This window comes from Paracoccus binzhouensis, assembly GCF_016446475.1.
Taxonomy (GTDB): domain Bacteria; phylum Pseudomonadota; class Alphaproteobacteria; order Rhodobacterales; family Rhodobacteraceae; genus Paracoccus; species Paracoccus binzhouensis.
In genome coordinates this window covers 20416-37948 of the sequence record NZ_JAEHFP010000033.1, presented here as the reverse complement: position 1 = coordinate 37948, position 17533 = coordinate 20416, and the positions used below count along the sequence as shown (strand labels likewise).

The 17533-nt window shown below is 69.4% G+C and carries 17 protein-coding genes; 9 read left to right on the top strand and 8 right to left on the bottom strand.

Going from position 1 to position 17533, the window contains the following annotated elements:
• Positions 1-888, top strand: an 888-nt coding sequence (locus tag I9P22_RS10035; protein ID WP_199259352.1) for a helix-turn-helix transcriptional regulator, incomplete at its 5' end; no start/stop codon positions are given.
• A 440-nt stretch (positions 889-1328) separates the two neighbouring features.
• On the opposite strand, the gene I9P22_RS10030 is transcribed toward I9P22_RS10035, so the two are convergent.
• Both I9P22_RS10030 and I9P22_RS10025 read right to left on the bottom strand, forming a co-directional pair.
• On the bottom strand, positions 1329-2099 hold the full coding sequence (locus I9P22_RS10030; protein ID WP_199259351.1) for an RlmE family RNA methyltransferase: 771 nt from the start codon (positions 2097-2099) through the stop codon (positions 1329-1331).
• 1 nt (position 2100) lies between these two features.
• Positions 2101-3225, bottom strand: coding sequence for a Ppx/GppA phosphatase family protein (locus I9P22_RS10025; protein ID WP_199259350.1), 1125 nt, complete (start codon positions 3223-3225; stop codon positions 2101-2103).
• 132 nt (positions 3226-3357) lie between these two features.
• On the opposite strand from I9P22_RS10025, the gene I9P22_RS10020 reads away from it, so the two are divergent.
• The 5 genes from I9P22_RS10020 to I9P22_RS10000 are packed head-to-tail and all read left to right on the top strand — an operon-like array spanning position 3358 to position 8008.
• Complete coding sequence (locus tag I9P22_RS10020; RefSeq protein WP_199259349.1) at positions 3358-3522, top strand: hypothetical protein; 165 nt, start codon at positions 3358-3360, stop codon at positions 3520-3522.
• Positions 3522-4703, top strand: coding sequence for a vWA domain-containing protein (locus I9P22_RS10015; RefSeq protein WP_199259348.1), 1182 nt, complete (start codon positions 3522-3524; stop codon positions 4701-4703). The genes I9P22_RS10020 and I9P22_RS10015 overlap by 1 nt, the downstream gene beginning before the upstream one ends.
• A 27-nt stretch (positions 4704-4730) precedes the next feature.
• Entirely contained in the window at positions 4731-5417 is a 687-nt protein-coding gene (locus I9P22_RS10010; protein ID WP_199259347.1) for a M48 family metallopeptidase, read from the top strand.
• A 54-nt stretch (positions 5418-5471) separates the two neighbouring features.
• Positions 5472-6665: a hypothetical protein gene (locus I9P22_RS10005; RefSeq protein WP_199259346.1), complete on the top strand. Its 1194-nt coding sequence runs from the start codon at positions 5472-5474 to the stop codon at positions 6663-6665.
• Positions 6662-8008, top strand: coding sequence for a cytochrome P450 (locus tag I9P22_RS10000; RefSeq protein ID WP_199259345.1), 1347 nt, complete (start codon positions 6662-6664; stop codon positions 8006-8008). The genes I9P22_RS10005 and I9P22_RS10000 overlap by 4 nt, the downstream gene beginning before the upstream one ends.
• Before the next feature lie 75 nt (positions 8009-8083).
• On the opposite strand, the gene I9P22_RS09995 is transcribed toward I9P22_RS10000, so the two are convergent.
• The 3 genes from I9P22_RS09995 to I9P22_RS09985 form a co-directional block, all read right to left on the bottom strand.
• Positions 8084-9556, bottom strand: coding sequence for a carboxypeptidase M32 (locus tag I9P22_RS09995; RefSeq protein WP_199259344.1), 1473 nt, complete (start codon positions 9554-9556; stop codon positions 8084-8086).
• The gene (gene ctaA, locus I9P22_RS09990) at positions 9553-10698 is read right to left on the bottom strand and encodes a heme A synthase (protein ID WP_199259343.1); all 1146 of its coding nucleotides are present in this window, start codon (positions 10696-10698) and stop codon (positions 9553-9555) included. The genes I9P22_RS09995 and ctaA overlap by 4 nt, the downstream gene beginning before the upstream one ends.
• Before the next feature lie 69 nt (positions 10699-10767).
• Complete coding sequence (locus I9P22_RS09985; RefSeq protein ID WP_199259342.1) at positions 10768-11508, bottom strand: RNA methyltransferase; 741 nt, start codon at positions 11506-11508, stop codon at positions 10768-10770.
• A gap of 75 nt (positions 11509-11583) precedes the next feature.
• Between I9P22_RS09985 and I9P22_RS09980 the strand changes: the two genes are divergently transcribed.
• The 3 genes from I9P22_RS09980 (at position 11584) to I9P22_RS09970 (ending at position 14978) form a co-directional block, all read left to right on the top strand.
• The gene (locus I9P22_RS09980; protein ID WP_199259341.1) at positions 11584-12195 is read left to right on the top strand and encodes a thiamine phosphate synthase; all 612 of its coding nucleotides are present in this window, start codon (positions 11584-11586) and stop codon (positions 12193-12195) included.
• Positions 12196-12377: 182 nt separating this feature from the next.
• Positions 12378-13937: a glutamine-hydrolyzing GMP synthase gene (guaA, locus tag I9P22_RS09975; RefSeq protein ID WP_199259340.1), complete on the top strand. Its 1560-nt coding sequence runs from the start codon at positions 12378-12380 to the stop codon at positions 13935-13937.
• Positions 13938-14168: 231 nt separating this feature from the next.
• On the top strand, positions 14169-14978 hold the full coding sequence (locus I9P22_RS09970) for a GNAT family N-acetyltransferase (RefSeq protein WP_199259339.1): 810 nt from the start codon (positions 14169-14171) through the stop codon (positions 14976-14978).
• On the opposite strand, the gene I9P22_RS09965 is transcribed toward I9P22_RS09970, so the two are convergent.
• Genes I9P22_RS09965 through I9P22_RS09955 form a run of 3 tightly spaced genes read right to left on the bottom strand, consistent with a single transcriptional unit; the run spans position 14975 to position 17515 of the window.
• Entirely contained in the window at positions 14975-15904 is a 930-nt protein-coding gene (locus I9P22_RS09965; RefSeq protein WP_199259338.1) for a CBS domain-containing protein, read from the bottom strand. The two genes, I9P22_RS09970 and I9P22_RS09965, sit on opposite strands and share 4 nt — an antisense overlap.
• On the bottom strand, positions 15901-16425 hold the full coding sequence (ybeY, locus tag I9P22_RS09960) for an rRNA maturation RNase YbeY (protein WP_199259337.1): 525 nt from the start codon (positions 16423-16425) through the stop codon (positions 15901-15903). Before ybeY ends, I9P22_RS09965 begins: the two co-directional genes overlap by 4 nt.
• Positions 16418-17515, bottom strand: a complete 1098-nt coding sequence (locus tag I9P22_RS09955; protein ID WP_199259336.1) for a PhoH family protein — start codon at positions 17513-17515, stop codon at positions 16418-16420. Before I9P22_RS09955 ends, ybeY begins: the two co-directional genes overlap by 8 nt.
• Between the last annotated feature and the right edge of the window lie 18 nt (positions 17516-17533).

Genomic DNA, 17533 nt, shown 5'->3' with positions numbered 1-17533 from the left:
GCGGCTGCGCCGGCCCGGCCGGCTCCGGTCGCCCTGCCCCGCGGCCGGCCCGGTGACGGCCTGCGGCTGATCCCGCTTTCCGGCTTCCACTGGGGCGGCACCACGCGCGGCCTGGCCGGGCTGCCCGCCCCGCGGGTGCGCGGCGACCATGTGCTGATTCGGCCCGGCGCGGGCATGGTCACGGTGCAGTTTCCGCGTCACAACCGCCCGGTCGGCGCCGGACGCCTGGCCTTCATCCCCGCCGGCACCGCCTTTTCGCTGAAGCCGCCCGCCGATGTCGTCGGCCAGGCGCTGCTGATTCCACCCGGCTGGTTCCGCGACCTGCCGCTGCCCCGGGGTTTCCGCTGCGGCCTGCCGGCACCCGAGGATGCCGGGCTTCTGGACCCCGCCATCCTCGCCCTGGCCGAGGGGGCGGCGCGCCATCCCGGCGGCGACGAGGCGACGCGCCACCAGCTGGGCCTGATCGCTGTGGCGCTGTCCCGGCTTCAGGACCGGCCGGGCCCGTTCCGGCAAGCCGAAGACGGTATGGCCGGGGCGCGGCCACTGGCCGAGCGCTTCCTGCAGCTCGCCCGGCAGGAACTCGACCACAACCAGACCCTCGCCGAGATGGCCCGTCGGCTGGGTTGCACCCAGGCGCATCTGGACCGCGCCTGCCGCCAGAGCCGGGGACGCGGCGCGCTGGACCTGCTCTACGACCTGCGGCTGCAAGCGGCGACCGAGGCGCTGCGCGACAGCGCCAAGCCGATCCCCGAGATCGCCGAGGCGCTGGGTTATGCCGGGCTGGGCCATTTCATGCGCGCCTTCCAGGCCGCGACCGGCCGCACACCGGAAGCCTATCGCGCGCTGATGCGGCAGAACCGCGGCGACGCGCCCCCGGATTCCGGCTGATCGGGACGAAGGTCCGGAATCGCCCATCCGCTCTCCGGGGAGCCGCGCCGTCGGAATCGTCCCCCTGCGTGCAGCGCGGCACAGGGCCCGCGCGTCAGACAGCTTTGCACGCCCTAAGCGGAAGCGCGCACCGCGCAACCCGCAAAGGCCGGAGAGGGATGGAAGCAGGCGGACCGGCTTACTTCCCGCCTTCATGCGCCCTGCCAGCGCCATCGACAGCCGGCTGCGGGCGGGGAAGGAACGGTCAACCCGCCACGGGCTGCAGCGGGACGGCTTGACGCTTCGATCCGTTGCGGGGCCGCCTCGACACGAGCCCACCGGGGCGCAGCTCGGACCAGACCGCCCGGCCTGTCGCCCTCCTGGGCTGCGCCCTGTCCGGCAGCCTCCTTCGGTTCCGAACCCCCGGCGCCTCCACGAATTCCTCGACGCAGCGCAGCACGTCAGTCCGGATCGGCCGGCCCGTCCTCTGCGTCAGCCTCGCCCTCCCGGCCGCGGAAGCCCTGCGCCACCACGAATTTCTCCGAGGAATCCGAGCGGCTGGCCGGCGGCTTCACATTCGCCACCTTGCGGAAATTGCGCTTGAGCATGGCCTGCATCTCGTTTTCCGCGCCGCCGGCCAGCACCTTGGCGACGAAGGTGCCGCCCGGCTCCAGCACGTCGAACGCGAGCTGCGCCGCCGCCTCGACCAGCGCCACGATGCGCAGGTGGTCGGTGCCCTTGTGCCCCGATGACGCCGCCGCCATGTCCGACATCACCACGTCGGCGCGGCCGCCCAGCCAGGTCTTGACCTGCTCGTCGGCGCCGTCCGACAGGAAATCCAGCTGATGGATCTCGGCCCCGGCGATGGGATCGACCTCCTGCAGGTCCACGCCCAGCACCCGGCCGACCTTCTTTCCGGGCTTGTCGCCAAGCGCGTTGACCCGCGCCACCGCCACCTGGCACCAGCCGCCGGGCGCACAGCCCAGGTCCACCACCCGCGCCCCCGGCACCAGAAAGCGATACTTGTCGTCCAGTTCCAGGATCTTGTAGGCGGCCCGGCCGCGATAGCCCTCGCGTTTCGCCCGCGCGACATAGGGGTCGTTCAGCTGCCGCTCCAGCCACAGCGTGCTGGACAGCTTGCGCCCCTTGGCCGATTTCACCCGCACCCGCAGGTCGCGCTGGCCGCGGCCCGAGCTCTTGCGTCCCGAACCCGGCTTCTTGCCTTCGCTCATCTCATGCCACCCCGTTCATTCCATCCGGGGCCAGCACCCCGTCCTTGACCATCTGCGCGTAAAGCAACCCCTCGCGCAGGCCGCGATCGGCGACCGACAGCCGCGTCGTCGGCCAGACCCGCATCAGCGTCTGCAGGATCGCGGCGCCCGACATGATCAGCGCGTGGCGCTCGCGGCCGATGCGCGGATCGGCGCGCCGCCCTTCGGGGCCCAGCGACAGATAGTCGCGGATCACCCGGTCGATCTGCGCCGAGGTCATGGTCAGCCCGTCCACCTTGGTCCGGTCGTAGCGGCGCAGGCCCAGATGGCTGGCCGCCACCGTCGTCACCGTGCCCGATGTGCCGATGACCTGGAAATTCTCGGCGAAATCATGGGTCAGCGAATAGGGCGCGAAATCCGACAGCATCTCCTCGAAATGCCAGGACATCAGCGCGAAGCGGCCCTGGTCGTCCTCGACATCCTCGAACTGGTCGCGCAGCGTCGCGACGCCCAGCGGCACGCTGATCCAGTCCACCACCCGCGCGCCGCCCGGCCGCGGATCGCCGAAACCGTCGGCCAGCCGCATGATGGCGCGCGGGCGCTCGGCGGGCTCGACATCCTCAAGGTCGATCCAGACCAGCTCGGTCGAGCCGCCGCCGATATCCACGACCAGCAATTGCTCGGTGCGCTGGCTGACCAGCGGCGCGCAGGAAATCACCGCCAGCCGCGCCTCCTCCTCGGCGTCGATGATCTCGACCGGCAGGCCGGTCTCGCGCCGGATCATGCGCAGGAAGTCGCGGCTGTTGCGCGCGCGCCGGCAGGCCTCGGTCGCGACCAGGCGCATGCGCGTGACCTTGTGCGCCTCGAGCTTACGCCGGCACACCTGCAAGGCATGCACCGTCCGCGCCATCGAGGGACGCGACAGCCTGCCCGATGCCTCGAGGCCATGGCCCAGCTGGACCGGCTTCGAGAAACTGTCCACCACCTGGAACTGACTGCCCGCGGGGCGGGCAATCAGCATCCGGCAGCTGTTGGTGCCAAGATCCAAGGCCGCATAGAGCGGCCCGTCCTCGGCCGGGCGGGTGACGAAAGGCTCGACCGTTTTTCTCGGGAACGCGTCCGCACCCGCAGGACGCCTGGGCGCCATGGTCACGCCCTCCGATAACAAGTTGGTTCGAACGTAACCTGCGCCCGCCATGCCTTCAAGGGGGCGCGCGAAAGCGGGGCCTGCCGGACCCTGCCCCTCGACAGGCGCATGGGGCCGGGCTATGCCCGGGCCATGATCGTGATCGCCGCATTCATCCTTGGCGCAGCGATCGGCTGGATGCGCGCCGCGAAAGCCGGCGGCAACCGCGCCGACAAGCTGCAATATGCCGCCGCCCATGCCCTGGCGCTGACCGTGGCCGGGCTGTTCCTGACCATATTCCTCAGCCGGATGGGCTGATGTTCCGGCCGTTCCTCGACAGTCTGCGCCGCCACGGAGTGCCAGCCAGCCTGCGGGAATACCTGGACCTGCTGGCCGGGCTGCAGGCCGGGCTGTCGGACTGGTCGCCCGAGGGCTTCTATCACCTGGCCCGCGCCACGCTGGTCAAGAACGAGGCGCATATCGACCGATTCGACCGCGCCTTCGCCGAAGCCTTCGCCGGTCTCGACGAGATCCCGGTCGAGGCGCTGGTCAACGAGGTCTCGATTCCGCGCGACTGGCTGGAAAAGCTGGCCGAGAAGCTCTTGACGCCCGAGGAGCGCGCCGCGGTCGAGGGCGCCGGCAGTTTCGAGGAGCTGATGAAGCGGCTGCGCGAACGCCTGGCCGAGCAGCAGGGTCGGCACCAGGGCGGCAACAAGTGGATCGGTACCGCCGGCACCTCGCCCTTCGGCGCCTATGGCTACAACCCCGAGGGCGTGCGGATCGGGCAATCCGAAAGCCGTCACCGCCGGGCGGTCAAGGTCTGGGACAAGCGGGAATTCCGCGATTTCGACGATTCGGTCGAGCTTGGCACCCGCAACATCAAGGTGGCGCTGAAGCGGCTGCGGCAATGGGCGCGGCACGGCGCGCTGGAAGAACTGGACCTGCCCGGCACCATCCGCGCCAGCGCCGAGCATGGCTATATCGACGTGCAGACCCGGCCCGAGCGGCACAATGCCGTCAAGGTGCTGCTGTTCCTCGACGCCGGCGGCAGCATGGACGACCATTCCCGGCTGGTGGACGAGCTGTTCTCGGCCGCCCGCGCCGAGTTCAAGCATCTGGAGCATTTCTATTTCCACAACTGCGTCTACGAGGCGCTGTGGAAGGGCAACCGCCGCCGCTGGACCGAGACCACGCCGACCTGGGAGGTGCTGAACCGCTTCGGCCGCGACTACAAGGTGATCTTCGTCGGCGATGCCTCGATGTCGCCCTATGAGATCGCCGTGCCCGGCGGCGCCAACGAGCACTGGAACCCCGAATCGGGCGAGACCTGGCTCAGGCGGCTGCGCGAGACCTGGCCCGACCATGTCTGGCTGAACCCGGTGCCGCGCGGGCATTGGAGCCATACCCGGTCCATCGCCATGGTCCGCGAAATCTTCGAAGACCGCATGCAGCCCCTGACGCTCGAGGGGCTGACCCAGGCCATGCGCCTTCTTGGCTGATCCCGCCGCACCCCCCATATTGGCGGCATGCTGAAGCTCACGCCGATCCTGCTGATCCTGCTTTATGCCGCCGCCATGTGGTTCTTTTCCGCATGGCGGCTGAAGGCCGAGCTGAACGCCAAGTCCACGCCGCTGCGCCATCCCCGGCTGCTACCGATGCTGGAGCGGCTGGGCCGGGCCATGGACCTGCCCGAGGTGCGGGCCCATGTCTACGAGGTCGGCCATGTGAACGGGCTGGCCGCACCCGACGGCCGCATCTTCCTGACCCGCGGCTTCCTCGACCGGCTGGACCGCGGCGAGGTGACCGAGGCCGAGCTCGCCTCGGTCATCGCGCATGAGCTGGGCCATGTCGCCCATGGCCATACCCGCCGCCGCATGGTGGATTTCGCCGGCCAGAACGTGGTGCGCATGGTGCTGGCGGGCGTGCTGGGCCGCTTCCTGCCCGGCATCGGCGTCTGGATCGCCAATATCGCCGCCAGCGCCATCGCCGCCCGGCTGTCGCGCCAGGACGAGTTCGAGGCCGACGCCTTCGCCAGCGCGCTGATGGTCAAGGCGGGGCTGGGCACCGAGCCGCAGAAAAGCCTGTTCCGCAAGCTCGACCGGCTGGCCGGCGCGGGCCGGGCGGCAGCGCCGGCCTGGCTGCTCTCGCACCCGCCGGCCGCAGCGCGCATCGCCGCCATCGAAAAGCTCGAGGCGCGCTGGAGCGTGGCCTGACTTGTCCGCTCGCCCGGATGGGTTATGCTGCACCGGCAAAACGACTGCCGTGACATGACCCGCCCCTTTCGCCGCCGCGTCCTCTACATCCCCGGCTATGACCCGATCCCGCCGCGCCGCTACCGCGAGCTTTACAAGCGCGAAGGGGCGGAACAGGCGCGCGTCTCGGGCTACGGGCTGGAATTCGGCCCACGCCGCGACCGCAAGGGCTTCGGCTGGGGCGTCAGCGGCGCTTTCGACGGCGACCGGGCCGAGGCCGAAATCGAGGTGCTGGTCTGGGCCGACATCGTGCAGGGCTCGATGGGCCAGGGCATCCTCGCGACCTATGGCCAGCTTTTCCGCACCGCCTGGGCCTATATCGGCTCGGGGGCGCTGTTCCGGCTGATGCGGCTGCGCCGCGGCCCGGTGATCGCGGCGCTTTATCCGGTGGTGGTGCTGCTGGCACAACTGGCCGTGGCGCTGCTGGTCGGCGCGGGCCTCGGCTGGCTCGTCGGCCGGCTGACCGGCCTGGCCTGGCTGGCGCTGCCGGTCACGCTGGCGGTGGCCTGGGCCGGGCTGCAGCTGTGGCGGCGGCTCGACGGCAAGATCTTCGCCTATTACCTGATGCACGACTATGCCTTTACCGCCCAGGGCGGCGGCGCCTATCCCCCGGCGCTCGAGGCCCGGCTGGCGCAATTCGCCGACCGCATCGCCGAGGTGCTGGCAGGCGACTGGGACGAGGTGCTGGTGGTCGGCCACAGCTCGGGCGCCTATCTGGGCGTCTCGGTGCTCTCGGACCTGATCCGCTCGGGCCGGGTGCCGGCGGGCGCGCGGCTCTCCTACCTGTCGCTGGGCCATGTCGTGCCGATGGCCGCTTTCCTGCCGCGCGCGAACCGGCTGCGGGCGGATCTGCGCTATCTCTCGGCGCGCGAGGAACTCGACTGGGTCGATGTGACGGCCCCGGGCGACGCCTGCTGCTTCGGCCTTTGCGATCCGGTCGCGGTCTCGGGCGTCGAGCCGCCGGACCGCCGGCAGCCGCTGGTGCTCTCGGCCGCCTTCACCCAGACGCTCTCGCCGGAAAAGCGCCGTAGCTTGCGCGGGCGCTGGTTCCGGCTGCATTTCCAGTATCTCTGCGCCTTCGACCGCCCCGGCGACTACGACTATTTCGCCATCACCGCCGGGCCGCTGCCGCTTGGCGCGCGCTTCGCCGGCCGCGACCATTCGCCGGGCCGCATCGCCCGGCCGGTCAACCGGTTCACCACGACATGATCCCGCCGAAACCCGCCTCGCGCCCGGGCAAGCCCTCGCTCTGGCGCTTCCTGCGCGATTTCCGCCAGGACATCCTCTCGGCGCAATCCGACCGGCTTTATCGCGCCTGGATGGCCGAATTCCGCGCGCCCTTCATCCGCAGCTTCACCTGCAACGATCCCAGGCTGATCGACCTGATCCTGAAGCAGCGGCCGATGGATTTCCCGAAATCGCCGCGCATGGCGGCCGGGCTGCAACCGCTCTTGGGCAATTCCAGCTTCATCTCGAACGGCGCGACCTGGCAGCACCAGCGCCGCATCATCGACCAGGCCTTCGAGGGCGGCCGGCTGCGCGAATCCTTCGCCGCCATGTGGGATGCCGCGCAATCCGGCGTCGCCCGGCTGGCGCCGCTGGCCGATGGCGCGGACGTGGACATCGAGCCGCTGACCAGCCACATCGCCGCCGACGTGATCTTCCGCACCCTGTTCTCGATCCCGATCGAGGACCGCATCGCTGCCGGCGTGTTCCAGTCCTTCCGCGAGCACCAGGACGCGCAGCCGATGGTGAATCTGGGCGGTCTGCTGCCGCTGCCGCGCTGGGCACGGCTGCACAGCCGCCGCACCCGCGCCAGCGCCCGCCGCATCCGCGACCTGATCCGGCAACTGGTAGCGGACCGCGCGGCGCTGATCGAGCAGGACGAGGCACCCGCCGACCTGGCGACCCGGATCATGACCACGCCCGATCCCCAGACCGGCGCAGTCTTCACCGCCGCCGAGATGGTCGACGAGGTCGCGACCTTCTTCCTGGCCGGCCACGAAACCGGCGCCTCGGCGCTGGCCTGGGCGCTCTACCTGCTGGCCGAGCATCCCGACTGGCAGGACCGGCTCGCCGAGGAAGCGCGCCGGAACCTCTCCCCCGATTTCGCCGCCATCAAGGCCCTGCCGCTGTCCCGCGCCGTGTTCCGCGAGGCGCTGCGGCTTTATCCCCCGGTCGCGATGACGGTGCGGCAATGCGCCCATGCCGAGTCCCTGCGCGGCCGCCGGGCCCCCAGAGGCGCACAGCTGGTTCTGTCGCCCTGGCACCTGCACCGCCACGAGCGGTTGTGGGACAATCCCGACGGCTTCGACCCCGGCCGCTGGCAGACCGAGAACGGCAAGGCCTGCATGCGCGACGCCTATATCCCCTTTTCGGCCGGCGCCCGCGCCTGCCCCGGCGCCGGCTTCGCCATGATCGAGGGGCCGCTGCTGCTCTCGGCCCTGGTCGGGGCCTATCGACTGCAACCCGGACCCGAAAGGCCCGTGCCGATCATGCGTCTGACCCTGCGCGGCAAGAACGGCATCCATCTGCGACTGTCGAAGCGTTGAATGGGTATTTGCAGAACGAAGAAGACCAGGGCACAGCGCCCGGCTTCTTCGTTCTGCAAATACCCAAATCCGGCATCAAAGCCGGTAGATGGCCGAGAATTTCTCTTCCAGGTAGTCGAGAAGCGGCTGCTCGCTGACTTCGGCGCCGGTGGCGCGCTCGATCAGCTCGCGCGGCGGGTAGAGCCCGCCATGGCGCTGCATGTTCTCGCGCAGCCATTCCACCGCCGGGTCGGCCTCGCCGCGCGCCAGCGCCTCGTCGAGATCGGGGACGGCGGCGCGCAGCGCGGCATGCAGGCAGCCGGCATAGACATTCCCCAGCGCATAGGTGGGGAAATAGCCGAAGAGCCCCACCGCCCAATGCACGTCCTGCAACACGCCATTGGCCGGCCGGTCCACCGCCACGCCGAAATCGCGCAGGAAACGGGCGTTCCAGGCCTCGACCAGATCCTCGACATCCAGCCGGCCGGCGATCAGGTCGCGTTCCAGGTCGAAGCGCAGCATGATGTGCAGGTTGTATTGCACCTCGTCGGCCTCGGTGCGGATGAAGCCGGGAGTGACGCGGTTTACGGTGGCGTAGAAGGCATCGGCATCGGGCAGCGACAGTCCGCCGAAGGCATCCGACATGCGCTGGTAGAGCCAGCCGGTGAAGGCGCGGCCGCGGCCGAGCTGGTTCTCGTAGATGCGGCTCTGGCTTTCATGCGCGCCCATCGAGACGCCACGGCCCAAGGGGGTGAAGGCATAATCGGGGTCGATGCCCAGCTCGTAGCTGGAATGCCCGACCTCGTGGATGGTCGAATAGAGGCAGTTGAACGGGTCGGTCTCGACCACCCGCGTGGTGATGCGGCTGTCCTGCCAGCGCCCCGAGCTGAAGGGATGCACGGCGATGTCCATGCGGCCCCGGGTCCAGTCATAGCCGAAGGCGGTGGCGCAGGTCCGCGCCAGGCGCAACTGGGTTTCCTGCGGGAAATGCCCGGTCAGCGGCTCGGGCTGGTAGTCGGCGCCCAGCACGTCCTCGCGCAGCGCCACCAGCCGCGGCCGCATGGCGTCGAACAGCCGCGCGATCTGCGCCTGGGTGGCGCCCGGCTCGTAATCGTCCAGCAACGCGTCGTAGAGATCGCCGCCATCGGCCAGCGCGGCCGCCTCCTCGCGCTTCAGCATCAGGATGTCGTTCAGCACTGGCAGGAAATCCTCGGGCGCGTCCTTGGCGCGGGCCTCGGCCCATACGCCCTGCGCCAGCGAGGTTTGCCGCGCCAGTTCCATCGCCAGCCGTGCCGGAATGCGCGAGGCGCGCCGGAAATCGCGGGCGATCAGTTCGATGATGCGGGCGTCCTCATCGTCCTCGGGCACCGCCTGGTCCAGCCATTCGCCGAGGCGCGGATCGGTGCGCCGCTCGTGCAGCACCGCTTCCATCGCCGCCATTTCCTCGGCGCGCTGCTCGGTCGCGCCGCGCGGCATCACGGTTTCCTGGTCCCAGCCGAGGCGTTCGGCGACCGAGGACAGCGCCTCGGTCTGGCGCTGGAAGGCGAGAAGTTCGTCGAAAGCGCTCATCGGACAGTTCCCCGGACCGAGGTTTCAAAAGGATAGCGCGCATGGTGGCGCACCCGCAGGATCAGGGTGAACAGTGCCACGGCCATGACCTGATGCGCCAGTGCCAAAGGCAGGGGCGAGGCATGGATGACGTTCATGATGCCCAGGAACACCTGCACCGCCAGCGCCGCCAGCATGGCGCCATAGGCGCCGCGCGTCACCGGATGCGGCGAGCGGCGGGCGCGCAGGAACACCACCACGGCGAAACCCGCCAGCAGATAGCCGGTCATGCGGTGGATGAACTGCACCAGCGCCGGGTTCTCGAAGACATTGCGCCAGCCCAGCGCCGCGTCCCAGATCTCGGCCGGGATCCATTCGCCACCCATGGTCGGCCAGCCGGTATACATGCGGCCGGCGTCGATCCCGGCGACCAGCGCCCCCAGCAGGATCTGCAGGAAGGCCAGGTGCATGAGCCCGGTGGTCATGGAAAACAGCCTCGCCTCGCCTGCCCGGCGGGCGCGCAGCAGCGCCGCCTCGGACCGCGACAGCTGCAGGACATACCAGGCGATGCAGCCGAGGATGGCGAAGGCCAGCCCCAGATGCACGGCCAGCCGGTAGGAGGCCACGCGCACCATCTCGCCCGACAGGCCCGAATGCACCATCCACCAGCCGATGGCCCCTTGGGCGCCGCCCAGCAGGCCCAGCACCAGCAGCCGCGGCGTCCAGCCGGCGGGGATGCGCCGCGTCGCCAGGAAGAAGACGAAGCCCGCAGCCCAGACCAGCCCCACCAGCCGTCCCAGCAGCCGGTGAGACCATTCCCACCAGTAGATGCGCTTGAAGCTTGCCAGGTCCATGTCGGAATTGACCAGCTGGAATTGCGGAATCTGCCGGTACTTGTCGAACTCGGCCTGCCAGGTGGCGGCATCCATCGGCGGGATCGCCCCGGTCACCGGCTTCCATTCGGTGATCGACAGGCCCGAGCCGGTCAGCCGCGTCGCGCCACCCAGCGCGATCATCGCCGCGACCATGACGAACAGCACGATCAGCCAGATGCGGATCGCCCCGCGCGCGCCCTTGTTGCCGGCGTCGATCATGCCGCCGGCGGGCGGCTTGCTCTGCGGGGTCGTCTCGGTGACTTCCTGAAAGACGGGACGTCTTGCCATGTCAGCTTCCTTCTCGATCGGGCGCGACCTTGGCCCGCGCGCGCCCGGAAATCAATCAACCCCGTTCAATCAGCCGCGCCGGATCAATTGCCGCAGCATGCCGTGGAAGATGCGCGCATCGGCACGGGTCAGCGGCAGGCGCGACCACAGGTTGCGCAGCGTCAGCTTCATCGCCGGCGCCTTCTCGGGCGGGAAGAAGAAGCCGGCCTCGGCCAGCCGCTCCTCCCAGTGGTCGGCCAGGCGCTCGATCTCCAGCCGTGTCGCCGGCGCCTCGCCATCGGGACGGCGGCCCTGCGGGGCGGGTTGGGGCGGCAGGCTGTCCCGCGCCCATTCGTAGCCGGTCAGCAGCACCGCCTGCGCCAGATTCAGCGAGGGGAAATCCGGATTGACCGGCACGGTGATGATGGCGTTGGCGCGCGCCACGTCGTCGTTCTCCAGGCCGGCGCGCTCGGGACCGAAGATCACCGCCACCCGGCCGCCCTGCGTCACCCGCGCGCGGGCATCGGCCATGGCCGTCGCCGGGGTCAGCACCGGCTTGGTCAACTCGCGGCCGCGCGCGGTGGTGGCATAGGCGTGATCCACATCCGCCATCGCCTCGGCCAGGGTCGCGAACACCCGCGCCCGGTCCAGCACCCGCCCGGCGGCGCCCGAAGCCATGGCCACGGCGCGCGGATTGGGCCAGCCGTCGCGGGGGGCCACCAGCCGCATGTCGGTCAGGCCGAAATTCAGCATGGCGCGCGCCGCCGCGCCGATGTTCTCGCCCATCTGCGGGCGCACGAGAATGATCGCGGGTTCCATGCGCGCGGCCATATCCTTCCCGCGAAGCACTGGCAAGGCGCGCGGCGCTGCGCTATCTGCGGACGGAACACGAGGGATGACAGTGCCATGACAGACCAGCCCAATACGCCGCAACTCTACCTGATCACGCCGGTCGGCGCGGCCGCCTCGACGCTCGGGCCGCTGCTGGCCGAGGTCATGGACCGCTTTCCCATCGCCTGCCTGCGCATCCCCGGCGCCGGCACCGAGGAGGAGCTGGGCCGCATCGCCGACCTGGCGCGCGAGATCGCCCATGCCCGCGACGTGGCAGTGGTGATCGAGGACCATGTGCAACTGGCGCAGCGCCACGGGCTCGACGGCGTGCATCTGAGCAATGGCGCGCGCGGCGTGCGCCATGCCCGCAAGGAACTGGGCCAGGACGCCATCGTCGGCGCCTTCTGCGGCGCCTCGCGCCATGATGGCATGAACGCGGCCGAGGCCGGGGCGGATTACGTCAGCTTCGGCCCCTGCGGCGCCACCGTGCTCGGCCATGGCGAGATCGCGCCGCTGGAGCTGTTCCAATGGTGGTCCGAGGTGATCGAGATCCCCGTCATCGCCGAAGGAGCCCTGACCCCGGCGCTGATCGGCCAGCTGGCGCCCGTCGCGGATTTCATCGCCCTCGGCGCCGAGATCTGGTCGGAACCGGACCCGGCCGAGGCCCTGGGGATTCTCTGGCGCTGACCCGCCTGGTGGCACGGCCGGATGGGGTATTTGAGAAACGGAAAGCTGCAGGTCGCGCGCAGTTTCCCGGCCAGAGCGCATGGCCCTTGCCGCTTTCCGTTTTCCAAATACCCATGCAACGCTGCAATCCGGGTCGCCGCCTGCCTCTTGCGCAGCGCCAAGCCGCAGCCTAAAGCCTTGCCATGACCCAGCATCAGCGCCTTCTCATCATCGATTTCGGCTCCCAGGTCACGCAGCTGATTGCGCGCCGCCTGCGCGAGTTGAACGTCTATTGCGAAATCCACCCGTTCAACGCGGTCGATGACGCCTTCCTGAAAGACTTCGCCCCGCGGGCCGTGATCCTGTCGGGTGGTCCCGCCTCGGTTACCGAGGCGGATTCGCCGCGCGCGCCGCAGAGCCTCTTCGACATGCAGGTGCCGATCTTCGGCATCTGCTATGGCCAGCAGGTGATGATGGAGCAGCTGGGCGGCCACGTCGAATCGGGCCACCATGCCGAATATGGCCGCGCCTTCATCGCGCCCGCCGAAGGCCACAAGGGCGACGGCATCTTCGCCGGCCTGTTCGATACCGGACGCGAGGAAGTCTGGATGAGCCATGGCGACCGCGTGACCCAGCTTGCGCCGGGCTTCGAGGTGATCGGCACCTCGCCCAACGCTCCCTTCGCCATGATCGCGGACGAGGCGCGCAAGTTCTTCGCCGTGCAGTTCCACCCCGAGGTGCATCACACCCCGAACGGCCGCCGCATGCTGGAGAATTTCGTGCACATGGCAGGCTTCACCGGCGACTGGACCATGGCCAGCTATCGCCAGGAGGCGATCCGCAAGATCCGCGAGCAGGTGGGCGACAAGCGCGTGATCTGCGGCCTCTCCGGCGGTGTCGACAGCTCGGTCGCGGCGGTGCTGATCCACGAGGCGATCGGCGATCAGCTGACCTGCGTCTTCGTCGATCACGGGCTTTTGCGGCTGAACGAGGCCGAGGAAGTCGTGACCATGTTCCGCGACAATTACAACATCCCGCTGATCCATGCCGACGAAAGCGAGCTGTTCCTGTCCGCGCTGGAGGGCATCGGCGACCCCGAGGTCAAGCGCAAGACCATCGGCAAGCTGTTCATCGACGTGTTCCAGAAATACGCAAGCGAGATCGAGGGCGCGGAATACCTGGCACAGGGCACGCTTTACCCGGACGTGATCGAATCGGTCAGCTTCTCGGGCGGCCCCTCGGTGACCATCAAGAGCCACCACAATGTCGGCGGCCTGCCCGAGAAGATGGGGCTGAAGCTGGTCGAGCCCTTGCGCGAGCTCTTCAAGGACGAGGTGCGCGCGCTCGGCCGCGAACTCGGCCTGCCGGAAAAATTCATCGGCCGCCACCCCTTCCCCGGCCCCGGCCTCGCCATCCGCTGCCCGGGCGAGATCACCCGCGACAAGCTGGACATCCTGCGCAAGGCCGATGCGGTCTTCATCGACCAGATCCGCAAGCACGGGCTTTATGACGAGATCTGGCAGGCCTTCGTCGCCATCCTGCCCGTCCGCACCGTAGGCGTGATGGGCGACGGGCGCACCTACGACTATGCCTGCGCATTGCGAGCGGTGACCTCGGTCGATGGCATGACGGCGGATTACTACCCCTTCACGCATGAGTTCCTTGGCGAAACCGCGACGCGGATCATCAACGAGGTCAAGGGCATCAACCGCTGCACCTATGACATCACCTCGAAGCCGCCCGGCACCATCGAGTGGGAATGATCGACGAAGGGCGGCGTAGCGGCCGCCCTTTCCGTTTCCGGCCCCGAGGCGCACCTCATGCGGCAATCGCAACAAAATGCGCCGCGCAAATTGACAAAGCCGGCTCGATGCCGCCCGATGGGGTATCGCAGCCGGCAGGTTCGGGAACGGGATGCGGCGCCCTGGCGCCGGCGGTTCCCGCATCCGGACCAGCCGGACTTGCGCCAAGTGACTGAGACCAGGGAATTTGCCATGAGTTGCGCCTGCGGACATCACCACAACCACGCGCCCCCCCTTGCCCGGGGTGGCGAGGAGATCCGGCTGGAACCGCCGCTGGTCGCGCTTTCGGGCCGGTTGATCTGCAAGGATACGGCGCAGATGCTGCTGGCGCTGGACCTGCTGACCGAGCATGTCGCGCTGAGCCGGGCCGAACCCGGCAACCTGCGCTTCGACCTTGCCCAGGCCGATGATCCGCTGGTCTGGGAACTGAACGAGCTATATGCCGACGAGGCCGCCTTCCAGGCCCATCGCGCCCGGCTGCACGGCAGCCGCTGGGGACGGGAAAGCCACGGCATCGAGCGCGACTTCACCCGCAGCGAGCCCGCGCCCCGCATCCGCGCCGAGGAGCCGCAGGACCACGCCGCCATCGCCGCGCTGCTGACCCGCGCCTTCGGCGGCGCGGCCGAGGCGCGGCTGATCGAGGCGCTGCGGGCCGAGGACAGCCTTGCCCTGTCGCTGGTCGCCGAGGCGGCGGGCACCATCATCGGCCATGTCGCCCTGTCGCCGCTGCGGGCCGAAGCGCCGGCGCTGGCGCTGGCGCCGCTGGCCGTGCATCCCGCCGTACAGTCGCGCGGCATCGGCGCGGCGCTGGTCCGGGCCGCGCTTGCCGCCTTCGACGACCATGCGATCGTGGTGCTGGGCGACCCGGCCTATTACGGGCGCTTCGGCTTCATCCCGGCCGAGCTGGATTCGCCCTATGCCGGGCCGCATCTGATGGCGCTGGGACCGCAGCTGCCCGCCGGCAGCCGCATCGCCCATGCCCCGGCCTTCGCTGCGCTTTAATCCGCTGGCTCGGCCGGGGCCGCGGCGCGCGGCAGGCGCAGGCGCACACGCTTGATGCGGCGCGGATCGGCGTCGATGATCTCGAACTCGGCGCCGCTTTCATGCGGGATCACCTCGCCGCGCACCGGCACACGGCCGGTCAGCATGAAGATCAGCCCGCCCAGCGTGTCGATCTCGTCCTCCTCCTCGTCCGAGGCAAGGCGCAGGCCGGTCTCGGCCTCGACATCCTCGAGCGGCGCGCGGGCCTGGATCAGCCATTGCCCGGGCTTCTCGGCGATGCAGAGCCCGCCCTCGATCTCGTCATGCTCGTCCTCGATCTCGCCGATGACCTGCTCGATCAGGTCCTCGATGGTGACGAGCCCGTCCACGCCGCCATATTCGTCGATCACCAGCGCCATGTGGATGCGCTTCTGCTGCATCTGCTGCAAGAGCACGCCGATGGGCATCGAGGGCGGGACGTAAAGCAGCGGCCGCAACATCGGGCGCAGCGCGAACTTGACCGGAACCTGGGCGCCGAAGCCGTATTTCAACGCCAGGTCCTTCAGGTGGATCAGGCCCAGCGGGCTGTCCAGCGTGCCGCGGAACACCGGAATGCGGGAAAAACCGTGCTCGCGGAACATCTCGACCAGTTCCGGCAGGGTGGCAGTCACCGGAGCGGCGACGATCTCGGCCTTGGGGATGGCCACGTCGTCGACCCGCATCCGCCGCAGGTTGACCATGCCCGGCACCCCGGCTGGCGCCGCGGCCGGGGCCTTTTCCTGACGCTCGGCGGCGGTTTCGGCTTCGTCCCCGGCGGCAAAGGCGCCCAGGATACGCCCCAGGAAGCCGCGCGATTGCGGCAGGTCACGCCCCTCCCCACCTATGCCATCCGCCCATGAGGCGGGGTCGGCGGAAACGGGCGTGTCGGGACTTCGGTCGTTGCTCATGTCTCGTGTTCCAGATAGGGGTCGGGGATGCCCAGCTTGCCAAGGATCGAACGCTCGGCATCCTCCATGGTTTCTGCGTCCTGGTCGTCCATATGATCATAGCCTGCCAGGTGCAGGATGGCATGGACCAGAAGATGCGTGGCGTGATCGGCAAAGGGCTTGCCCTGCGCCTCGGCCTCGCGCAGGCAGGTGTCGTAGGAAATGGCGATGTCGCCCAGCTCCTCGATCTCGGGCAGGTCGGGATGCGCGCCCGGCGGCCGGGGGCCGAATTCCACCGCCGGCCAGCTCAGCACGTTTGTCGGCTTGGGCTTGCCGCGGAACTCGGCGTTCAGCGTCGCGATGCGGGCGTCGTCGCAGCCCATGACCACCACCTGGAACTCGCCCAGGTCCAGCCATTCGCCCACGGCGCGGGCGGCGCGCTCGGCCATGGCGGGCAGGCCGGCATCCTCCCAGCGGTCGTCCTCCAGCACGATGTCGACGATCTCCAGCGCCTTTCCGGCACCGTCCTGACTGTCAGGCATCGCCCGGCCCTCCGCTTGCCAGCCGCGGCTCGCGGCGCGGGATGCGCTGGCCGCGCTCGTCGAAAGGCTCGCCCCGGGCCAGCGCCGCCTCGGCCTCGGCATCGTAAGCCTCGATGATGCGGGCGACCAGGTGGTGGCGCACCACGTCCTTGGCGGTGAAGTAGCTGAAGCTGATGCCCTTGATGTCCTTGAGGATCTTCTCGGCATCGGTCAGGCCGGAATGCACACCGCGCGGCAGGTCGATCTGGGTGCGGTCGCCGGTCACGACCATGCGCGATCCCTCGCCCAGCCGGGTCAGGAACATCTTCATCTGCATGGTGGTGGCGTTCTGCGCCTCGTCCAGCACCACGAAGCTGTTCGAGAGCGTGCGGCCGCGCATGAACGCCAGGGGCGCGATCTCGATGCGCTTCTCCTCCATCAGCTTCTGCACCTGCTTGGCCGGCAGGAAGTCGTTCAGCGCGTCATAGAGCGGCTGCATGTAGGGATCGACCTTCTCCTTCATGTCGCCGGGCAGGAAGCCCAGACGCTCGCCCGCCTCGACGGCCGGGCGCGACAGGATGATCTTGTCGACATGGCCGCCGATCAGCATGGTGACGCCCACCGCGACGGCCAGATAGGTCTTGCCGGTGCCGGCCGGGCCGATCCCGAAGGCCAGCTCGTTCGCGAAAAGCGCGCGGACATAGTCCTTTTGCGCGTCGGTGCGCGGCTCGACGGTCTTCTTGCGGGTGCGCAGCTCGATCGGGCCGGTCTGGAACATTTCCAGCTGCTCGGCCGGGCTCGGCCCGTCGGCCACGGTCTCGGCGCCCATGCGCAGCGCCGCCTCGACCTCGGCCATCTCGACCGGGCGGCCCTGTTCCAGCCTGGTGTAAAGCGCGCGCAGCACCTGCGCCGCCTCGGCCTGGGCATCGACCGGGCCGACCACCGAGAGCAGGTTGCCGCGTCGCAGGATATGCACCTTCAGCGCCTCCTCGATCCGGGCGAGATGGCGGTCATGCGGGCCGCAGAGGTCGATCAGCAGCCTGTTGTCGTGGAATTCCAGCAGGGTTTCGCCGGGGGTCGCGGTCGCGGGATGCGTAGGGGTCAGACCCAAATTCGTCTCCGAGGTGGG